21 protein-coding genes and 1 tRNA gene are annotated in these 20,539 nt (G+C 41.9%); 5 read left to right on the top strand and 17 right to left on the bottom strand.

The genetic code is table 11. The features are described 5' to 3' along the window. Window positions 1-4: 4 nt before the first annotated feature. Window positions 5-937 carry a chemotaxis protein CheV gene (locus BIW53_RS07975; RefSeq protein ID WP_070991332.1) on the bottom strand — a complete coding sequence of 311 codons (933 nt, stop codon included), beginning with the start codon at window positions 935-937 and terminating at the stop codon, window positions 5-7. A gap of 141 nt (window positions 938-1,078) precedes the next feature. On the opposite strand from BIW53_RS07975, the gene flgA reads away from it, so the two are divergent. The 3 genes from flgA (at window position 1,079) to flgN (ending at window position 2,603) form a co-directional block, all read left to right on the top strand. Next, window positions 1,079-1,786, top strand: a complete 708-nt coding sequence (gene flgA, locus BIW53_RS07970; RefSeq protein WP_070991331.1) for a flagellar basal body P-ring formation chaperone FlgA — start codon at window positions 1,079-1,081, stop codon at window positions 1,784-1,786. 69 nt (window positions 1,787-1,855) lie between these two features. Further along, window positions 1,856-2,182: a flagellar biosynthesis anti-sigma factor FlgM gene (gene flgM / locus BIW53_RS07965; RefSeq protein WP_070991330.1), complete on the top strand. Its 327-nt coding sequence runs from the start codon at window positions 1,856-1,858 to the stop codon at window positions 2,180-2,182. Continuing rightward, on the top strand, window positions 2,175-2,603 hold the full coding sequence (flgN, locus tag BIW53_RS07960) for a flagellar export chaperone FlgN (protein WP_070991329.1): 429 nt from the start codon (window positions 2,175-2,177) through the stop codon (window positions 2,601-2,603). Before flgM ends, flgN begins: the two co-directional genes overlap by 8 nt. A gap of 39 nt (window positions 2,604-2,642) precedes the next feature. On the opposite strand, the gene BIW53_RS07955 is transcribed toward flgN, so the two are convergent. Beyond that, on the bottom strand, window positions 2,643-3,122 hold the full coding sequence (locus BIW53_RS07955) for an LPP20 family lipoprotein (RefSeq protein WP_070991328.1): 480 nt from the start codon (window positions 3,120-3,122) through the stop codon (window positions 2,643-2,645). A 108-nt stretch (window positions 3,123-3,230) separates the two neighbouring features. On the opposite strand from BIW53_RS07955, the gene BIW53_RS07950 reads away from it, so the two are divergent. Beyond that, window positions 3,231-4,424: a flagellar assembly protein T N-terminal domain-containing protein gene (locus tag BIW53_RS07950; protein WP_070991327.1), complete on the top strand. Its 1,194-nt coding sequence runs from the start codon at window positions 3,231-3,233 to the stop codon at window positions 4,422-4,424. A 64-nt stretch (window positions 4,425-4,488) separates the two neighbouring features. Here BIW53_RS07950 and BIW53_RS07945 read toward each other — a convergent pair whose 3' ends face one another. The 13 genes from BIW53_RS07945 to BIW53_RS07885 all read right to left on the bottom strand — a co-directional run bounded on the left by BIW53_RS07945 (window position 4,489) and on the right by BIW53_RS07885 (window position 15,959). Next, entirely contained in the window at window positions 4,489-4,962 is a 474-nt protein-coding gene (locus tag BIW53_RS07945) for a DUF1203 domain-containing protein (RefSeq protein ID WP_070991326.1), read from the bottom strand. A gap of 108 nt (window positions 4,963-5,070) precedes the next feature. Continuing rightward, a tRNA-Arg gene (locus tag BIW53_RS07940) sits at window positions 5,071-5,145 on the bottom strand. Window positions 5,146-5,220: 75 nt separating this feature from the next. Next, on the bottom strand, window positions 5,221-5,886 hold the full coding sequence (locus BIW53_RS07935; protein ID WP_070991325.1) for a FlgO family outer membrane protein: 666 nt from the start codon (window positions 5,884-5,886) through the stop codon (window positions 5,221-5,223). Between the two features lie 8 nt (window positions 5,887-5,894). Then, entirely contained in the window at window positions 5,895-6,569 is a 675-nt protein-coding gene (locus BIW53_RS07930) for a FlgO family outer membrane protein (protein ID WP_070991324.1), read from the bottom strand. Between the two features lie 13 nt (window positions 6,570-6,582). Next, entirely contained in the window at window positions 6,583-7,179 is a 597-nt protein-coding gene (locus tag BIW53_RS07925; RefSeq protein ID WP_070991323.1) for a FlgO family outer membrane protein, read from the bottom strand. Between the two features lie 244 nt (window positions 7,180-7,423). After that, entirely contained in the window at window positions 7,424-8,302 is an 879-nt protein-coding gene (gene galU / locus BIW53_RS07920; protein ID WP_070991322.1) for a UTP--glucose-1-phosphate uridylyltransferase GalU, read from the bottom strand. 8 nt (window positions 8,303-8,310) lie between these two features. Beyond that, window positions 8,311-9,144 carry a thymidylate synthase gene (locus BIW53_RS07915; protein WP_070991321.1) on the bottom strand — a complete coding sequence of 278 codons (834 nt, stop codon included), beginning with the start codon at window positions 9,142-9,144 and terminating at the stop codon, window positions 8,311-8,313. A gap of 14 nt (window positions 9,145-9,158) precedes the next feature. Beyond that, window positions 9,159-9,962, bottom strand: a complete 804-nt coding sequence (lgt, locus tag BIW53_RS07910; RefSeq protein ID WP_070991320.1) for a prolipoprotein diacylglyceryl transferase — start codon at window positions 9,960-9,962, stop codon at window positions 9,159-9,161. A gap of 9 nt (window positions 9,963-9,971) precedes the next feature. After that, a complete protein-coding gene (locus BIW53_RS07905) occupies window positions 9,972-10,781 on the bottom strand; it encodes a sulfite exporter TauE/SafE family protein (RefSeq protein WP_070991319.1) in 810 nt (269 codons plus the stop codon). A gap of 75 nt (window positions 10,782-10,856) precedes the next feature. Beyond that, on the bottom strand, window positions 10,857-13,127 hold the full coding sequence (gene ptsP / locus BIW53_RS07900) for a phosphoenolpyruvate--protein phosphotransferase (RefSeq protein ID WP_070991318.1): 2,271 nt from the start codon (window positions 13,125-13,127) through the stop codon (window positions 10,857-10,859). A gap of 11 nt (window positions 13,128-13,138) precedes the next feature. Further along, window positions 13,139-13,663, bottom strand: a complete 525-nt coding sequence (gene rppH, locus BIW53_RS07895; RefSeq protein ID WP_070984375.1) for an RNA pyrophosphohydrolase — start codon at window positions 13,661-13,663, stop codon at window positions 13,139-13,141. A gap of 462 nt (window positions 13,664-14,125) precedes the next feature. Then, window positions 14,126-14,902, bottom strand: a complete 777-nt coding sequence (locus BIW53_RS07890; protein ID WP_070991317.1) for a phytanoyl-CoA dioxygenase family protein — start codon at window positions 14,900-14,902, stop codon at window positions 14,126-14,128. Between the two features lie 73 nt (window positions 14,903-14,975). After that, window positions 14,976-15,959 carry a hypothetical protein gene (locus BIW53_RS07885; protein WP_070991316.1) on the bottom strand — a complete coding sequence of 328 codons (984 nt, stop codon included), beginning with the start codon at window positions 15,957-15,959 and terminating at the stop codon, window positions 14,976-14,978. Between the two features lie 291 nt (window positions 15,960-16,250). Here BIW53_RS07885 and mutH point away from each other — a divergent pair, with 291 nt between their 5' ends. Next, window positions 16,251-16,925 carry a DNA mismatch repair endonuclease MutH gene (mutH, locus tag BIW53_RS07880; protein ID WP_084228100.1) on the top strand — a complete coding sequence of 225 codons (675 nt, stop codon included), beginning with the start codon at window positions 16,251-16,253 and terminating at the stop codon, window positions 16,923-16,925. A 439-nt stretch (window positions 16,926-17,364) separates the two neighbouring features. Here mutH and eno read toward each other — a convergent pair whose 3' ends face one another. Both eno and BIW53_RS07870 read right to left on the bottom strand, forming a co-directional pair. After that, the gene (eno, locus tag BIW53_RS07875; RefSeq protein ID WP_070991314.1) at window positions 17,365-18,657 is read right to left on the bottom strand and encodes a phosphopyruvate hydratase; all 1,293 of its coding nucleotides are present in this window, start codon (window positions 18,655-18,657) and stop codon (window positions 17,365-17,367) included. Window positions 18,658-18,801: 144 nt separating this feature from the next. Then, complete coding sequence (locus BIW53_RS07870) at window positions 18,802-20,436, bottom strand: CTP synthase (protein WP_070991313.1); 1,635 nt, start codon at window positions 20,434-20,436, stop codon at window positions 18,802-18,804. Between the last annotated feature and the right edge of the window lie 103 nt (window positions 20,437-20,539).

Genomic DNA, 20,539 nt, shown 5'->3' with positions numbered 1-20,539 from the left:
TTCATTAGTCACAGTGAACCCACTTTTTAACGGCAGCTGCCAATTCATCCGGGTTAAACTTTGCGATAAAATCATCGGCTCCGACCTTTTCGATCATGGCCTGATTAAATACCCCGCTCAAGGAAGTATGTAAGATAACATGTAAGGGTGCCAATTTTGGATCTGCTTTTATTTCAGCCGTTAGTGTGTAACCGTCCATTTCCGGCATTTCAACGTCTGAAATAAGTAAACCTACACGCTCGGTAATATTATTTTGACAGTCTACTTCTGCTATTTCCCGAAGCCTCAATAGGGCCTCTTTACCATTTTTGGCAAGTTCAGTTTGCACACCTAATGGCTCAAGAGCGCGTTTCACCTGATTTCGGGCTACTGCTGAGTCATCAGCAATAAAAACAATCCGTTCGCCTAAATCTTTTTGCATTTCGCCGTCTGATACTATTTCTTGGCTAACCTCAGTGTTAACTGGACATATTTCATTGAGGATTTTCTCAACATCTAATATTTCAACTAGCTCATTTTCTATTTCAGTTACTGCGGTGAGATATGAGTAACGACCAGCCCCTGAAGGTGGTGGCATGATCTTTTCCCAGTTCATATTGACAATACGCTCTACAGCGCCAACCAAGAAACCCTGAACAGAACGGTTGTATTCAGCAATTATGATAAAGCAGTTGTGGATGTCTTCGATGGGCGGGCCGCCTACAGCCAGTGACATATCGATCACTGAGATAGTCTGCCCCCTGATATGCGCTACACCCCTAACAAAGGGGTTTGACTTAGGCATGTTCGTCAATGGCGGACATTGAAGCACTTCTCGTACTTTAAATACGTTGATGCCAAAACGTTGTCGACCCTTAAGCCTGAAAAGCAACAACTCTAGGCGGTTTTGCCCAACCAACTGGGTACGTTGGTTTACTGAGTCTAAAATACCTGCCATCTCAATCTCCTACCTATAATATTGCTTAACGGAACGATACTTGCAGGCGTTAATATAGGGAACGATAACTCTTGAAGAGGTGCCACAATTAACGCAAAATCTTTATACCCTTTTTCACATGATAAGCATAGTCGAAACATCATGAGTTTGTTAAAAAAAACCAAAACCTGCGGGTTTTTTTCCACAATGGTATATATTCTACTCAGTTGTGAAGTTTATGCCCAAAATTACAACAATCAAGCGCTTGAAGAAGTTGCCAGGACCTATATCGCAGACTTAACCGCGACAAAGCCTGATAGCAAACTTCAAATCAGTGCGATTCCTTTGGATGCCAGACTTCCAACTCGCTATTGCGAGCAGCCGATTGATATATCAACAAATGCGTCGCCACCTTTTAATCGGCAGGTAACTGTACAACTTAAATGTGACGATTTATCTGGCTGGACACAATACGTCCATATTCGCGTTGAAGAGCTGTTCCCAGTCATAGTGAGTAATAGCATTATTTCCAAAGGTGAGCTGTTGACCGAAGAACATCTAAAACTGGAATATAGAGCCAAACACTTTGTTCGAGCATCGTACATTGACGACAAAACTTTATTAATAGGTAGCCGAAGTAAGCGAACACTAAGAGAAGGAATGCCTATCGGTATGCATCAAATTTGCATGGTGTGTAAAGGTGATATCATCAATATTTACGCAAAAACGGCCACCTTGACCATAAAAACTACGGGCATAGCTATGCAAGATGGTAATATCGGCGAACAAATTCAAGTTAAAAATCAAAAGTCTGGAAAAATACTCTCCGCGAGGGTAAAAGATGTTGATTCTGTTGAGGTCAATATCTAAAATTTTTGCTAAAGTTATATAAGCAGCAGCCGATATTCTAAACAAGAAAGTAATTTTTGGGTCACTATCATGGTAAATAACGTAAAAGGTCAAACGCAATCTAACAGCGTGCTTAATAATATTAAGCAACAAAAAGCTGAGTTGCAAAAAAATGAAGCAAATGCGAATAGCAGTGCGCAAACTAAGGCACCCGAGAAAGCCGCATCTGATTCAGTAAGCCTAACACCTCAAGCTAGACAGTTGAAAAATCTGCAGGACAAAGCGCAAGAAGCACCTGCATTTGACAGCGAAAAAGTGGCTGAGCTTAAAAAAGCAATCAGCGAAGGGAAGTATCAAATAGACGCTCAAAAGCTGGCTAAGAATATTGCAGCGTTCGAGTTTGACATGTATGGATGATCAACTATCACTTTGCTTACACAAGCTTGAAAAGCAGCTCACTCATCTAACAACTCTGACCCAGCTGTTAGACAGTGAGCTGAATGCTTTGGCTGCCAAAAAAGGCGATGGCCTGAAGGAGCTTGCTAGAGAAAAGCTGCTGCTACTTAATACCATTCAAAAATTGGACAAAGAACTGTCTGGCTTTGACGGTGGTTTGTTTCAACAGCCAGAAGCAAAGAACGTTACAACTAAAATTGAAACGTTGCTGCATGAATGCAAACATAAAAATGAAGTAAACGCTCATGCCGCTCATTTAGCACATCTAAGTGTGAGAGAGTTGAAAGATATTTTGATTGGTGTGCCTTCTTCCGTGACATACGGCCAAGATGGTGCTGTCGTTTCTCGCAATGACGAGCTGGTTAAAAACTTAAAAGCGTAACTGTGAGGCCCTGCTATCAAGACAGAGCCTCAAACTATATCAGTAATATGTAACTCTCTTAATTTTTCTTGGTTTCACCTGAGTAATATATAAATCATGAACACGCTTCATATCGAGCTCAAGCTCTGTTACATAGGTGTCACCTGCAGAGTAACTCTTCACCACCTTTGCCCCTCTAATGACACCATTTACTTGGCCCTGTAGTCCATCATTTTGTGCTATTGCACCTTTTACCGTCATTGTCGATGAGATATTCTGTCCATAAACCTGCTCTGTCAGTTCACGATAGGCCTCAAGTTTAGAGACTTTAACCGCCATAAGCATTTTCTGTGTGTCATTTTTTCCAGGCTGAGCACTTAAGGGAGCATATCCAATAGCTTTCAATACCGGATAATGATCCGGTTCAATGTACTCGTATTCAATATGCTTATCAAAAACACTACTGCAGCCAGTTAAAATAAAAAGCAAACCTATAATTACTATAAAATTAGCTAGATTTATCGCTCTACTGATGTTCATCTTTGCTCACCTCATCAAAATAATGATAATGACGATGCACAATCCTTGCCAAAAATTATGGTACATGAATTGCTTTAACTAACTATCAATCTTTCGAGGTTCAATATTATGGTAAAAGCAATCACTTTATTTGCGCTGTGCGTGATGAGCTTAGGTGTCAAAGCTGAGTGGTATGAGGTCGTTGGCTACGCTAGCACCCAAGGACGCGATGTTTCTCAAGCTCGCCAGGCAGCAGTAAAAGACGCTATTACTCAAGCGCTTATATTCTCAGGAGCGACAGTAACCAGTGTACAAAGCGTTGCTGATGGCGTTCTAGGACAAGATGATTTAAAAGTGAAGTCCCACGGCGAAATTCAACAGATTAACCTCGTTAGCGAAAGTAAAGAGCAGGACCAATATACCGTCACACTGCATTTAGATATCTATGCAACAAAGGGAAAATGTCTAGCACAGCAGTTTAATAAACAAATCGCAATCACTCAAAGTCAGCTAACCCAGCCTCATCAAGCCAGATTAGGTCAAATATTTGACATATCGAAATCAGCATCACAACGGCTGTTCAACACTCTGAATGAACGCACCAATGCGGTCAAACCTATCCCCTACCTGAATGCCGCAATAAATGTACGAGAGTATTTTTCTCAGCAGTTTGGCTACAATCATATGCTTGTTGAAACCATAGCAACCAATAGCAACAGTCAGTATGTATTATTGAGTCAAATCACCGACGTAGCCGGTCTGGATAAGCTCAATAATGATTACGCATTCTGGCAAGACGACGAATACTTAAGAAGCTTTAAGATAGATTTTGCACTTTATGATGCAATGACTTTTGAAAGAGTCTGGTATCAGCACTATACAACTCAGGGAATTTGGCCATTCGAAAAGACTGAGTTAATTGACGTATATAGTGAGAAGTTTTGGCGTTCTCATTATGGGCAGCGCATTCAGGAAGTCTTTAACAAAGTCAGTCAAGATCTGAATACAGCTGTGTCATGTATTCCCACAAAAGGAAAAATTCTTTATCTAGATAATGAGCAAGTTGTTATTAACTTAGGAAAAGATCATGGTCTAGAGCCTGGTAAAGTACTATCTATCATGCATCGCAGCGATATCATGATAGCAAATGGCACAGTCATTAACTCGACAACAAAAACAATAGATCAACTCAAAGTGATCAACGTGAACATGCAAAGTGCAACGGCGGTTAATTTAAATACGCGCCCACTTAGTAACGTGCAGATCAATGACATTGTTCAAGTGCAAGTCAAAAGCGAAGATAGCTTTGCTTTAGATAATTAGCAAGCATGGTCAATACTTGCTAGTAACAATGGCGAAGCGATGCGCCACATAGCTATCAATACGTCTATGCGCGATAAGCAGCACAGCTGAAGCATCCAGGGTTCGCATTGTGAATTTGCACATAGCCAACATCAGGATTGGCAAACATGTTGTGCATTGCAAGTTTTAGCTGCCCTCCTTGCGCCGTAACTGCCTCTATCATGTCATGGCTTGAGCTATACCCTCTAAGAGATAGCAAACGCGAGTGCAACACCTCTGGAATCTCATTTACCGACAAGTTAATTGTCGTAGCCTGCTCTCTAACAAAGATTGGGCCCGATGAACGATAAGGGGAGCTGGTATCAAGGTGCACAAAGTTTACAAGCATAACTCTCTCCCCAACTTGCGCTTCAACCAAAGAGACACGACATGGGAAGCCTGGTTTAGAATCGACACAAACCCACTTAGCTCCGGCTGCTGCTAACGCGCGATCATCTAAAGACATCAGTGGTATGAAGAGCTCTAAATCTAGCGCTTTAATTATAAAATCGGTATTCATTGACCCATCCTCAATAAAAAAGATGAGTGTAAAACTGATGACAGTGATGAGCTCGCCATATCTAGAACTGGCGCTGTATATAAGGAAGTGTTCGATAGGAAGTAAAACTGGCGGCCCCTGCAGGAATCGAACCTGCAACTATCCCTTAGGAGGGGACTGTTATATCCATTTAACTAAGGGGCCAGACGCATAAAATTATAGCTTCTTGGCCCTTATTATTTCAATGATTTTTTATAAAAGTCAGCTACTTAATCTGGTTCAACGCACACTAGATAAGACAATATCTGCACTTTGCAGCACATAATTTGGCACCAGTTTAGTACTGGTGGCAATCACTTGCTTTGAGTCTATATCAATCACCCGAGCATTGACTTCCACACCCGTATTTCGATATATCATGGTGCCAGAAAGTATATGGCTGGCAATGCGCTTATTCGCTAATACTCTAACATCTCTAGAAAATGAGAAGTCACCATTGGTAGTTACTGAAACAGAATTTGCAGTTTTAAAGTCAACAACCCCATAACCGAACTTCTGCAGTTGATGGATAAAAGTTTCAGCTAGCTGATTTCCCAACTGATTTGTTGTTCGCAAATTATTATCGAAGTCTACAAACGACGTTACTGCGATATTAATATCTTGCTCAGAATTCATAGTATCGACTAAATCGAGAGCCATCTGTTCCACATAGTTAGCCAAGCGCAAGTGATGCTGTGATGGGTTAAAGCGGCGTGTATTTTGTAACGCCGAAAACTCGTCTAGTTGCTCACTTTCCTCATTCATTGCCTGCTGCTTGATTTGCATATCGATAGAATGTTTTTGTGCCTTACGTTCCTCTTCTATGTATATCTTGGTTGGGATCAGAAGTTGGCACCCACTAAGTGTAAGTAACAGTATGGTCAGAAAGTAAGTTTGCTGTTTCATGCTACACCTCAGTTACTGGCTTTCTTTAATAAAATGCCATCCGTTCTGTAGCTATTACCCAGCGCATCAACTACAGACTGTGGGATAAAGCCCTGTGCAGAACCAACTACGGCTTTACTGTTAATACCCACTATACGCGCATTAACCAACACACCACCTTGGTGATTTACCAAGGTGCCAGCAAGTACATATTGAAAATTCTGTGTTTCGTTAAGCTCTAAATAATCTCGGCTAAAAACAAAGTCGCCATCTGGTGTGACGCGCATATAATCAGTCGTTTTAAAGTCAACCACGGCAACACCGAACTTATGTAACTCATGCATAAAGCTCTCTGACAACTGATTTCCAAGCAATGTTGCTTGGTCATAGTTATCATCTAAATAAACAAAGCTGGAGACCGCCAGTGGTGTTTTTGCATTAACATACTGCAGATTTTCAACCATATCTTGCATAATTCCACGAACATAGTGGTTGATATTTTTCCTACTCATATTAGCCATTTGACTAGCCGTGTTCAGTATCGCGTTTCGAGACTGAAAAGCATCTTTTGATGCATTTGGAGCATTTACGCTGCGCTGGCCACTCTCCTCTAACACTTGCTGTGTCGATGTGTCCCAAGAGCTCATCATGTTCGCACAGCCAACACTCAATGGTAGTAGCAAAATATATAAATAATTCTTCATCGCATGTTCCTCATCAATATTCACTGCGATAGATCAAACCATCGCGCTGCTGTACTTTTTCATCTGACCACATCACATTGATGGGGATCTCTGTTGTCGCCGCAGAGACAATCCGGCCACTTTGCATGTCTATTAGTCTGGCATTAACGATGTAGGCATGTTGTTGCTGAGTTAGTGTACCGGTCACAACAAAGTCAATATCCTGACGTTCGCGTAAGTTATCAACATTGCGACTGAGCATACTATCGGCGTTCGCAAGCAGGGTAAGCTGGTTTTCTAGACGGTGCTCAACAGTGTGATAGCCTAACTGAGTAAATTGAGTGAGCAAGCTTTCTTGGATCTGCTGGCTCAAACCGGAGGCTTGTTGGTCCGCTAGTTGCTCACCTAGACCATCGGCCCTGAAAAAGCTCATTACAGCGATTCTAGCGTTACGTTTACGTACACCTGATATATTGCTAAGTTGAACACTTAGATCACCCACATACTGGTGAACAGTATACCCAGCCATCTTCTTTTCTGGTGTTACGTACAACGGATGTTGCTTTTTAGCATCATTGGGACTTTGGCACCCAACTAAACCTACACATAACGCAAGTAGTAAAAACCGCATGATTGTTTAACCTAAGTAAATAACTTTAAATGTAGAATGCAAAAAGCATACCTGAATGAGCAGTTCTATAAATCGGCTCTTTAAAACAGTATCTGTTTGCGTAACGTTATTCTGACTCACCTAGATTATTATCGGCTGCTTCTTTGATAATTTTAGTATGGCAATACTTTGCCGCTGCGACAGCTTCTACATAAATAAAAAAGGTGCCATATTAGGCACCTTCTCACTCAATACATCGGTTGCTTTACAACAGACCTTTTATATGCGCTTTTAGCTCTTTACTGAACTCACTGCGTCTCAATGCATACTCAACATTTGCCTGCAAATAGCCCAACTTACTACCACAGTCATGGCTTTTGCCTTTCATTGCATATGCTTGTACTTTTTCGCTTTCCATCAACATCGCAATTGCGTCTGTCAGTTGAATTTCTCCACCCGCACCAAGCGGTGTTTTGGAAAGCAAAGGCCAAATATTTTTACTCAGTACATATCGCCCTACGACAGCCAAGTTCGAAGGAGCCTCATCAACATTGGGTTTCTCTACCAAGGTATTTAAGTCTGCACTTTCGCCCGCTTTGAGTTTCCTATCGCCAATATCCGCAATACCAAACTTATCAACATCCTTATGGGCAACTGGCTCCACCATTATTTGGCTTTGTCCATTTTCATTAAAACGGCTGATCATCTGCGCTAAGTTATCTTTTGACAAATCACTCGCCGCTTCGTCAATGAGCACATCAGGTAACATAACTACAAACGGCGCATCGCCAATGATTGGCGCTGCGCAGTTGATTGCGTGACCTAACCCTTTTGCTTCACCTTGACGCACATGAATAATAGTAACGCCCGCAGGACAAATTGACTGTACTTCTTCAAGCAATTGACGCTTTACTCGCTTCTCTAGCATCGCTTCAAGCTCAAAGCTTGTATCAAAGTGGTTTTCAATTGAGTTTTTACTTGAATGCGTAACCAAAACAATTTCTTTGACACCGGCAGCTACCGCTTCGTTAACAACATATTGAATAAGCGGTTTATCAACAATGGGTAGCATTTCCTTTGGAATTGCTTTGGTTGCAGGTAGCATTCTAGTGCCTAAGCCGGCAACTGGAATAACAACTTTCATTAAATCTCCTAAATAGCAACTGGTGCTTTAATATGAGGATGAGCCTTATACCCTTCAAGCTCAAAGTCTTCATAGGTAAACGAAAATATATCTTTTACCTGTGGGTTAATCTTCATCGTTGGTTTATCAAATGGCGTACGTGACAATTGTTCGTCAACTTGCTCAAGGTGATTCAAGTACAGGTGTGCATCACCAAACGTGTGAATGAAATCTCCTGGCTGTAACTCACAGACTTGTGCAACCATCATTGTCAGCAATGCGTAGCTGGCGATATTGAACGGTACTCCCAAGAAAATATCACCACTTCTTTGATAAAGCTGACATGACAACTTGCCATCCAACACATAAAACTGAAATAACGTATGACAAGGTGGTAGCGCTTGCTTACCCATTGCTGCGTTTTCTTTTGGCGAATACTGTGTATCTGGCAATAAAGCCGGATTCCAAGCACTAACAATTAACCTTCGGGAGTCTGGGTTATTTTTAATTTGATGGATAAGCTCTTTGATTTGATCCACTACTTGACCATTTTCACCCGTCCACGAGCGCCATTGTTTACCATAGACAGGGCCAAGTTCACCATCTTCAGTAGCCCATTCATCCCAAATTTTTACACCGTTTTCTTGCAAATACGCGATATTAGTTTCGCCTTTTAAGAACCACAAGAGCTCGTGAATAATTGAGCGAAGGTGGCACTTTTTCGTGGTCACAAGAGGAAAGCCCTCTTGTAAATTGAAGCGCATTTGATAACCAAAGACACTGATCGTTCCTGTGCCTGTTCTGTCTTGCTTTACAGTGCCATGCTCTTTGACATAGCGCATTAACTCTAAATATTGTTTCATAGCAGCGATCTTAATTACTTTTCAGAATGATTCAAGACAGGCTGAGCTCTATACGCCCATACTATCAATGCGGCACCTGCAAGTACCATAGGTAAAGACAATATCTGCCCCTGTGAAATCATCCCTGCATATAAGCCGATATGCGCGTCTGGTTCTCTGAAATACTCAATACCAAAACGAAATACACCATAACCAAGTAAGAACAACCCAGCAATACTGCCAGCAGGTCTTGGCTTTTTCGCAAACCAAATGAGCATTATAAATAATACTAAGCCTTCAAAAAAGGCTTCATACAATTGTGAAGGATGTCTTGGCAAAGGACCACCTGTTGGGAATACAAACGCCCAAGGAACATCAGTTGTTCGACCCCAAAGCTCTCCATTGATAAAGTTACCAATACGACCCGCCATTAGACCAACTGGAACAAGTGGAACAACAAAGTCACCCACAGATAAGATTGACTTTTTTGAACGCCAAGCAAATATCACTATCGCGGTGATAACGCCGAGTGCGCCACCGTGAAACGACATACCACCTTGGTCAATCCTTAGAAGGTAGATCGGGTTTTCAAGAAAATATGAAAACTGGTAAAACAGTACGTAACCAATACGCCCACCTAAAATCACGCCTAACATACTATAAAATAACAAATCACTGACTTGTTCTTTGCTCCACCCAGAGTTTGGCTTTTCTGCTTGTCTATTCGCCAACCACATTGCAAATAAAAAACCAATTAAGTACATCACACCGTACCAACGAACGCTGAGTGGGCCTATCGAAAAAATAACTGGGTCTATTTGTGGAAATTGCAAAGCCATCGCCTTTCCTTAACTAATGATCATATTAATAGCAATTACTAGTAGCAATGCTGCGAAAATTTTCTTTATCGTCGACACAGGTAAAAACTGCGTTGACTTTGCTCCCAAAGGAGCCATAAACCATGAGGTGAGCACTATTCCAAACAAAGCTGGCAAGTAGATAAACCCAGCAAAGCCTTGAGAAAAAGTATAATGGGCACTACCTGCAGTAATATAACCCAGTGAACCAAACAAGGCGATAACAATGCCACAAGCAGACGCACAGCCAATGGCTTTTCTCATATCCATAGAAAAAAAGCTCAGTAACGGCACTATTAAGGCACCACCACCTATCCCAATCATCGCTGATAACCCGCCCATAACAGAGGTTAAAGCGCCAAGTACGGGACCACTTGGCAGGGCGCGGTAAGTGACACTTTTCTTTGAGCTGCTGTATAACATTTTAACGGCTATCAATACGACGCTCACAGCGAAAATGCTTCTTATCACAGGTTCAGGTAATAGAGCCGCCAAAAAGCCACTAATTAAAGCGCCAAAAGCAACGCCTCCCATCACGTAAGGTGCAATACCCCAAGGCACATTTCCGTTACGATGATGCGCCAACGCAGAGGAGGTTGACGTAAAAAGAATTGAAGCCAGTGAAGTAGCGATTGCCACGAGTACAATTTGAGACTCAGGTACAATGTTAAAGTAGCGCAAAATACCAGACAAAACAGGTACAATGACTAAGCCACCACCTATACCGAGCAACCCAGCGAGGAAACCAACAAAACTCCCAAGCAATGCACAGCTGACTACCAGCAAAATGGCTTCGCTCATACACTTATATCTCTCATTTATTTGAGCGCGCTATGGTACCGCATTATGCGCTACAGTGCACCCTTGCAAGATTTTCTATTTAGACTGATAAAACAGTTCGCTGAAATTATGCTCAATCATAAAGTTACGCAATAAACGGTGGACTTGTTTGGCTGAGGATTGTGCTAAACATTCCTGTAAAAGTGACTCCATACTGCTGACATGCAACCTACGTAGCACCCACTTAACTTTGCTCAAAGAAGAAATATTCATACTCAAGCGTCTGTAGCCCATAGCGACCAATAAAATGGCACCTTCAGGCTCCCCGCCGAGCTCTCCGCACAAACTAAAGGGCAATTCAAATTCTTGGCAGCTTTTTGCGATACTATTTAGAACGCGTAAAACACTCGGATGATATGGGTCGAATAAATCTGCTACCTGTGCGTTGTTTCTATCTACTGCTAGCAAGTACTGGGTAAGGTCATTACTACCCACAGAGCAAAAATCAACTTTTTTAGACCATTCAGGTAGTAAAAATACACTGGAAGGTACTTCTAACATCACACCTATTTCTGGCTTATCGATCAATAAGAATTGATCAGCCCACTCTTCTTGTAGTTCAAAGTAAACCTGCTCAAGCAAAGCCAATGTTTCATCGACTTCTTCTGTATGGCTTACCATAGGTAGCATAATACGTAAATTACCCAGACCTGTATTAGCCTTAATCATGGCTTTTAATTGGTCTAAAAATAACTCTGGATGGTCAAGTGAAACTCGTATCCCACGCCAACCAAGAAATGGGTTTTCCTCTTTGATGTCAAAGTAATCCAGTACTTTGTCTCCACCAATGTCTAAAGTACGCATTACCACCGGTTCTGGGTGATATCGAGTCAAAACCTCTCGATACCAGACTTCCTGCTCACTTTGTGATGGAAACCGGCCCTTTTGCATAAACCAAGCTTCGGTTCGGTACAGCCCTACCCCATCGCAATACTTTGCAGTCAGTGGTTCAGTACTTAAATCTAACCCTGCATTGAGCAGTAAGCTGATCCGCTCACCATCAAGCGTCACAGGAGGCAAAGCATGTTCAGCTTCAAATTTGTCATGCAATAAGCTTTCTTGATGACGCATTTGCTCATATTCATGGCGCAAAGCATGTGAGGGAGAAATATATACACGCCCCGCATATGCATCAAGAATCATTTCCTTACCTTCTAGCTGAAGTAGCGGAATATCCTCTATACCCCAAATAGCAGGGATCCCCATCGCCCTTGTTAAAATAGATGCGTGAGAGTTGGCTGCACCATGCACGCTCACCACCCCTTTAAGCTTTTCTTTGGGTATTTCAGCAAGCATACTCGGTGTCAGCGTGTGCGTAACAAGAATTGTATCTTCAGGATAGGATTTTACAGCATGCTCAGTACTGACTAGGTGATGAAGTACACGTAAGCCTATGTCTTTTACATCTACGGCACGCTCTTTTATATAAGGGTCTTTCATCGCATTAAACTGTTTGACCAAACTCTCAATAACATGCTTGAGCGCACTTTTAGCATTCCACCCTAAATTGAGCTGTGCATCCACTTGCTGCCCCAAACTCTGAGCATCCAATAACTGCTGATAGACTTGAAAAACAGCCAACGCTTCTTTTGGAATACTGTCACTGAGTGTATTGGCAAGAATATGAAACTCTTGCCGTGTAGCTGCAACCGCTTGCAAAAACAATTGCCTTTGTTGTTCTGTATGCTCCGCTTTTTGCGGCTCAATACTATCAAAGTCTAGTTTTGGCAGCAGCGCGTACCCTTCACCAATTGCAATACCTGGCGCACTGGAGACCCCTTTAAGTACTGATGTCCGATGTGCTGTTGTTTCTTGCGCAAATACCGTTTGTATCTCAGCATGTGCCAACTGAGAAGCCAATTGTGCTGATAACGTAATTAAAAATGACTCTTCATCATGGCTAAAAACCCGCGCCATTTTTTGCTGTACTACAATGACCCCAAGCACTTTACGTTGATGCACAACAGGCACAGATAAAAAGGCGTTATAGCCTTCTTCATTAACTTCAGGTGACAATTTAAATCTAGGGTGAGATTGGGCATGGGCGATGTTTATTGGTTCTTCACGTTGAGCAACTAGACCAACCAAGCCTTCTGTAAAACCGATGCGAAACTGACCGATGGCTTGTGGATTCAAGCCATCACTGGCCATTAGAACAAAGTTATCTTGTGTGTAGTCAGCAAAGTAAATGGAGCAACACTCTGTATTCATGGCCTCTTTGACCAAAGTAACAAATTGCGTCAGCGCATCCTCTAAATTGGCTTGCTGTGAAACCGCCTCCACTATCGACCGCAACGTTGCTAACACTGTTCACTCCTTTATCGGCGTTGTCGCCAATTGGTATCACGGCCTTGCTGTTCTCTTTTATTGAATGGCATCGCAAATGGCGCAAACTCTTTCATCACTCGTCGATACACATCTCTTTTAAAAGAGACAACTTGCCTGACTGGATACCAATAACTTACCCAGCGCCAATCATCAAACTCAGGATGGTGAGTATGTAGCAAATCTACATCTTCATCTTTACATCTAAGTTTAAGTAAAAACCATTTTTGCTTTTGGCCAATACAAACCGGACTTGAATCTCTGCGGATCAAGCGTTTTGGTAGTTTGTAACGTAACCAGTGTTTCGAACTAGCTACTATCTCCACATCTTCAGGTTTTAAGCCAACTTCTTCATGCAATTCACGATACATGGTTTGTTCAGGGGTCTCCCCTTCATCCACACCACCTTGGGGAAACTGCCACGAATGCTGGCCAAAACGCCGAGCCCAAAATACTTGCCCTTGGTTGTTACAGATAACAATTCCGACATTGGCACGAAAACCTTCGGCATCAATCACCTTAGTGCCTCTTTTATAAGTCGATTTTAAATGATTGTTCCACAACTTCTCACACACAGCAAATATTATTCCTGCTTTTACTCAAGTTACTCACAGGTTGTGCATGACTTTTTATAAGTATGCCTAATTAACAAACAAATCCACAATTAAGTCATTTATACAGTACTTTCTCCACAGAAACTGTGGATAATTGTGTTCATATTGTTGTATTTATCCAAGTTAGGTCACTTTGCAAGTATATCCACCAACGCCAAAAACAATAAAAACCTTTTAATTTCAATTGAGTAAAACAAACCACTGTATATACATGCGGTTTTTTTTCATCCAAATAAATTCTGGCTTAAAAATTAGCCATATTGAGACTTTTGAAGCGAACGCGCCAAAATAAACATTTAGTTTCAGTTATAGATAAACAACTTAAGTAAAATAATTAAGCTCATAACTAGGCTCAAATATCAATTTTTACTCCCTATTAAAAATAACAGGGCAAAAAGACGGTTCATTTATAATTAGATCATAACCAAACGCTGGTGCTAAAACATCAATTTCCATTTGTTCAGTAATTAGACCGATGGCTATTGCACACCGACAGATAGCCGATGTATTTGAGTAACTACCATGTAATGCATCATGATGATGAAAGCTAACACCTCCTACTTGCATTAACATGGCTTTTTCTTTCCAGTTTTGTCCATCAAGCTCTTCTATAATTTTTCGCTTTTGGTACTCTAGGTCTTGCTCTCCTGCACCGCTGAATTGAGTAGATTTTGGCCATAGGTGAGAACCTTTAACGACCACAAGTGGTCCAGAGTCTTCGCCAATATCCACCAAAGGTAACCAAGCTGTAATTGCACCTGATTTAAAATAGGGCATGTGCTCACTATCGCGATGGAACCCTACATGCCCCCTATTATCACTGCCACTTGGTTTAAAATATAATTGACTCCCCCAAACCTTAACTCTCTTTGCGCCTGTTAACTCAGCAGCCCATCGGCCAACAGATGGATGGGTTATAAGTCGCTGAAGAGCATTATCAGCGATATGAACTTGCTCGATTCGAGTTAGCTCCTCTTCCTTATTACCTGTATATCCCCAAGGTTTGGCGTTGTCTGTGTAATTTTGCTCTAACAAACGATAAGCTCCCTCTTTAGCTGCTGCGAACAACTCTTTTGGGATACCGATATCTTCACAGAGATAGTAACCGTTACGATTAAATTGCTTAGCAATAGATTCTATCATTTTATCTTTCTATTCATTGGCAATCTGGCGTAGAACCCTACTGGTATAAATAGGGCTCAGGCCGGAAAAAAGTTTAGCAACTCGTAAATGGTAGGTTGCCACGCTGAGCTAGTAAATCAGCTAGAGCAATTGGGTTGTAACCTTCTTTCTCTGGAGGCTTAGGAAAGTCGATAGACAACAAGCTGGTATACTCATTAATATTAAACTGACCATTGTCACTTGGTAGGTAGTTCGCGTAATCCATCACAATTCTTAATCCTCTGGGGATCTCAAAGCCCAAGCTTTCTAGAATGTGGGGGTATTCCGCCAAAGATGAACCTGGCTTGATGCGCTCTTTATCACTTAATGTCCAGTTATAAGCAACTAAACGAGGCACAAACTGCAACCAACGATAGTCGTCATCAACACCTTCCGAACCACCCCGGTCACCAGTTTGTCCTAAATTGGTATAGTTGTCGTTTTCGTTTAATGCACCAAAACTAGTGTCACTAGATTGAACCGCGCTGACTGGCGTTTCAAACATATTTTGCGCCACCTTTTCGCTGGCAGAACTTTCAGAACCGTCAGAATTGTAGTCAAAACTTGGACCAAATTTTTCACTAAATGGAAAATAAAGTCCTAAAGCGACGTATTCAGATAATATTGTGGCACTTTTAGCTGCATAGTCCCCATAACTAAACGGGGGTAATTTAACTTGAAGCTCAATTGCGAGATTGCGCCATGAATTTTTGTTTGTAAAAGCTTCTTGCCACATATACTTAGGTTGCTGTTCTCTTTGACTACTATCACCTATTTGGACTTTTACAATATTAGGTGCACTTTCGATATTCCCATCAGGACCAGTACCGAAAGCTTTGATCGCCACGATTCCATTTCCTTCGTTAACGATATTTTTCGCGCCAAGTTCAGATAGGATATAAAATAGCTTATTTTCTTTCTGGCTATCACATGCATCAAGATTATCCCAATAATAAGCCACTGCTCGTTGCCATAATACGTCCCATGAATCTTTATCACGGATAATTAGATCGCGCCTTAAATTTTCGTAATTACTCATTTTTCATCCTTATAAAATAATCAAAGTTAGTGCTTGATAAAATATACCTCAAATCACAATAATCATATATACAAAATTTAAGCTTAATTTTATTTAAAACATTTACTTACAAAGCCACACAATGATTTATGCATTACTCCACTTTAAATCACAACACGTTACTGAACTTCATATTCAAGGGTATAGCCATAGCATCTCCAATTTCATAGTCAGACTACCCATTATGTGTTTTTTATCATCGTCGATTTAGTTACAATGTCGCCATAAGTTAAAGCACGTACCTAAAACCACTTGAATAAACCAACTCCCCCAACGTCTATTGCGCAATTAATGAAGCGTGTAGATGACATTGCAGGCTTAACACTGGGCGAACTGGCTGAGCGTTATCAGTTCAAGAGCCCTGAACACCTACTAAAAGAAAAAGGCTGGCCAGGACAGCTTCTCGAATACGTGTTAGGTGCCAGTGCAGGCTCAAAACCAGTTCCTGACTTTGAACATTTGGGCATAGAGCTTAAATCCTTACCTATTGGTTACAACGGTAAGCCGCTTGAAACAACCTATGTTTCTGTTGTACCGCTGACTAACTTAACAGGCGCTACGTGGCAAGAAAGCACAGTGAAAAAAAAGCTCAATCATGTGCTATGGTTACCGGTCTTAGCAGAACGAGAGCTGCAACCTGTTGAACGCACCATAGGCTGCGGTTTTTTATGGCAACCCAATGCCCTGCAGCAAGCTTTGTTAAAAAGAGATTGGGAAGAGCAAATTGAACTCATTGCTCTTGGCCGCGTTGATGAAATTTCAGGGCACCTAGGACAGGTGATGCAAATACGCCCCAAAGCTGCCAATAGCAAGGTCACCACCGACGCCATTGGCCCAAACGGCAAGTTAATCAAAACCCTGCCACGCGGGTTTTATTTAAAAACCAACTTCACCCAAGAGATTTTAGCGCAAGAGTTTAAGCTTTAACTCATTTGTTGATGTACTATCGGGTAGCTAACCATCTAGTACCGAAAGATACAAGGTCGGATAAGTGGCGAAGCCATGCCATCCGACGTTGATTTATAGCATCGCGAAAATGACAATCCGGCGTAGCGGCCGTGCGCTTGCATACCCGTAGGTCGCGATAAGCGAAGCGCCATCCGACATTGATGCGGAACACCGTAAAACACACCATTAAAAAGTCAAAGGTAAGACCCTTTCCCATTGGTGCAGTGTATATTGAGCAAGCTTTTTCTACTGAGGATAACTCTATGTCAAAAGCGAACCAACGCTATTTAGACCTTCCTAAATTTATCAATCTGTACTTGAGCCATTAGCAGACAAAAATAGATAGCACTCCACCCAAAAACAAAAATGCCGTCAAACTTGACGGCATTTTGCTTAATCTTAAATAAAGCCCAGTCTATTACTGACCTTTGATCTCTGAACGACCTTTATATACGGCTTTTTCACCCAAAGCTTCTTCGATACGAAGAAGTTGGTTGTACTTAGCAACACGGTCTGAACGACATAGCGAACCTGTTTTGATTTGACCTGCCGCAGTACCGACTGCAAGATCTGCAATCGTTGCGTCTTCTGTTTCACCAGAGCGGTGTGAAATAACCGCAGTGAAGCCTGCGTCTTGTGCCATCTTGATTGCATCAAGTGTTTCAGACAATGAACCGATTTGGTTGAACTTGATAAGGATCGAGTTACCGATGTTTTCGTCGATACCACGCTTTAAGATCTTAGTATTTGTTACGAATAAATCGTCACCAACAAGTTGTACTTTGTCACCGATTTTATCCGTTAATACTTTCCAACCAGCCCAGTCACTTTCGTCTAAACCGTCTTCAATTGAAACGATTGGGTAACGTGCAGCAAGATCTGCTAGGAAGTCAGCAAAACCTGCTGAATCAAACGCTTTGCCTTCGCCTTTAAGGTCGTATTTGCCATCAACGTAGAACTCAGATGCAGCACAGTCTAGTGCTAATGTGATATCTTTGTTTAGCTCATAACCTGCTTCAGCAACCGCTAAGGCAATAACCTCTAACGCTTCTTCGTTAGATTTTAGATCAGGTGCAAAACCACCTTCATCACCTACAGCTGTACTCAAACCACGTGCGTTCAATACTTTTTTCAAGCTGTGGAAAATCTCAGCGCCCATACGAAGTGCTTCACGGAAGCTCTTTGCGCCAACAGGCTGGATCATGAATTCTTGAATATCTACGTTATTATCTGCGTGCTCACCACCGTTGATGATATTCATCATAGGTACAGGCATTGAATACTGGCCAGAGGTGCCGTTGATGTCAGCAATATGCTCGTACAATGCAACGCCTTTTTCTTGTGCAGCTGCTTTAGCATTCGCAAGAGATACCGCCAAGATCGCGTTAGCACCTAATTTTTCTTTATTCTCAGTGCCATCTAAATCGATCATGATTTGGTCAATCGCGCGCTGTTCCAACGCATCTTTACCTTCTAGCGCCTGAGCGATGTCTACATTAATATAGTTAACGGCGGTTAAAACACCTTTGCCTAAGTAACGTGCTTTATCACCGTCGCGTAGCTCTAGCGCTTCACGAGTACCCGTTGATGCACCTGATGGTGCACAGGCACGACCCCATGCGCCCGAAGCTAAGTGAACATCTGCTTCAACCGTCGGGTTACCACGTGAGTCCATAACTTCACGGCCAATCACTTTTACGATTTTTGACATCTTGATTCCTCTTATTCCCAAAGTGGTGAGTGTAATAATGTATATAACTTATAAAATAAGCACTGGTTTGAACTTAAACTTTAAACTCAAACCAACACTTACTACGACATAAAAAAGCCGTGCATAAGCACGGCTTTATATATATTAAGATTCTGCTTTTTGGTGGCTATATGCCGCCGCAACAAAACCTTCAAACAATGGGTGTCCATCACGCGGAGTAGATGTAAACTCAGGGTGGAACTGGGCTGCGATAAACCAAGGGTGATCTTTATTCTCAATGATCTCCACCAGCTTTTTATCTTCAGACAATCCCGTAAACTGTAAGCCCGCTTTTTCAAGGCGTTCTACATAGTGGTTATTCACTTCATAGCGATGACGGTGACGCTCGACAGTTTCATCACTACCATACACCTCATGGACTTTAGAACCTTTCTTAAGATGACATTTCTGTGCGCCCAGACGCATAGTTCCACCTAAATCAGACTCTTCGTCACGTACTTCAACATTACCTTCGGCATCTAACCACTCCGTGATCAAGCCAACCACTGGGTGTGCAGATTTAGAATCAAACTCGGTTGAGTTTGCACCTTCAAGGCCGGCTACGTTACGCGCATACTCAATTAGAGCTACCTGCATCCCCAAACAAATACCTAGATAAGGGATTTTATTTTCACGCGCGTATTTAGCTGCAAGAATTTTACCTTCAACACCACGGTGACCAAAGCCACCTGGTACTAAGATAGCATCCAAATGTGCAAGCCTCTCAACACCTTTGCTTTCAATGTCTTGAGAATCAACATATTCAATGTTTACCGTTAAACGGTTTTTAAGGCCTGCATGTTTCAATGCTTCGTTTACCGATTTATACGCATCTGGCAACTCTGTATATTTACCAACCATACCAATTGTCACTTCACCCGTTGGGTTAGACTCTTGATATAACACTTGTTCCCACTCGGAAAGATCCGCCTCTGGTACTTCTAAATAGAAACGACGGCAAACCAAATTGTCTAAATCCTGAGATTTAAGCAACGCTGGAATTTTATAAATGCTATCTACATCAGGAAGTGAAATAACCGCTTTTTCTTCCACATTGGTAAATAGAGCAATTTTGGCACGCTCATTAGCAGGTAACTTACAGCTTGAACGACAAACAAGAATGTCAGGCTGAATACCGATTGAACGTAGCTCTTTAACCGAGTGCTGTGTTGGCTTAGTTTTAACCTCACCTGCGGTGCCAAGGAATGGAACCAGAGTTAAGTGCATGAACAATGCGTGTTCACGACCCAGTTCTGTGCCCAACTGACGTAGCGCTTCTAGGAAAGGTTGTGATTCAATATCACCAACAGTTCCGCCTACTTCAACAATCGCAATATCGTAACCGTCAGCACCTTCGAGCACACGGCGTTTGATATCATTTGTGATATGAGGAATAACCTGAATTGTGGCACCTAGGTATTCGCCTTTACGTTCTCGACGTAATACATCTTCAAAAACACGGCCTTGCGTGAAATTGTTACGACTTGTCATTTTGGTGCGAATGAAGCGTTCGTAGTGACCTAAATCTAAATCGGTCTCAGCGCCGTCTTCGGTTACAAACACCTCACCGTGTTGAATTGGACTCATAGTGCCCGGATCAACATTGATATAAGGATCCAGCTTAAGAATAGTTACATTCAAGCCACGTGCTTCTAAAATAGCGGCTAAAGATGCAGCTGCAATACCTTTACCCAAGGAGGAAACAACTCCGCCCGTTACGAAGATAAATTTTGTACTCATGCGAACCCTAGAATATCAGGAAAAATGGAATTTAAATAAGAATCAAGACGGGGCGATAGTATAGCAAAGAGGCATAAATCAATCCAGCTAAATATTTACATCA

This window comes from Pseudoalteromonas byunsanensis (genome assembly GCF_001854475.1).
Classification (GTDB): Bacteria; Pseudomonadota; Gammaproteobacteria; order Enterobacterales; family Alteromonadaceae; genus Pseudoalteromonas; species Pseudoalteromonas byunsanensis.
The sequence above is the reverse complement of the archived record's forward strand: the minus strand, read 5'-3'. Positions and strand labels throughout refer to the sequence as shown.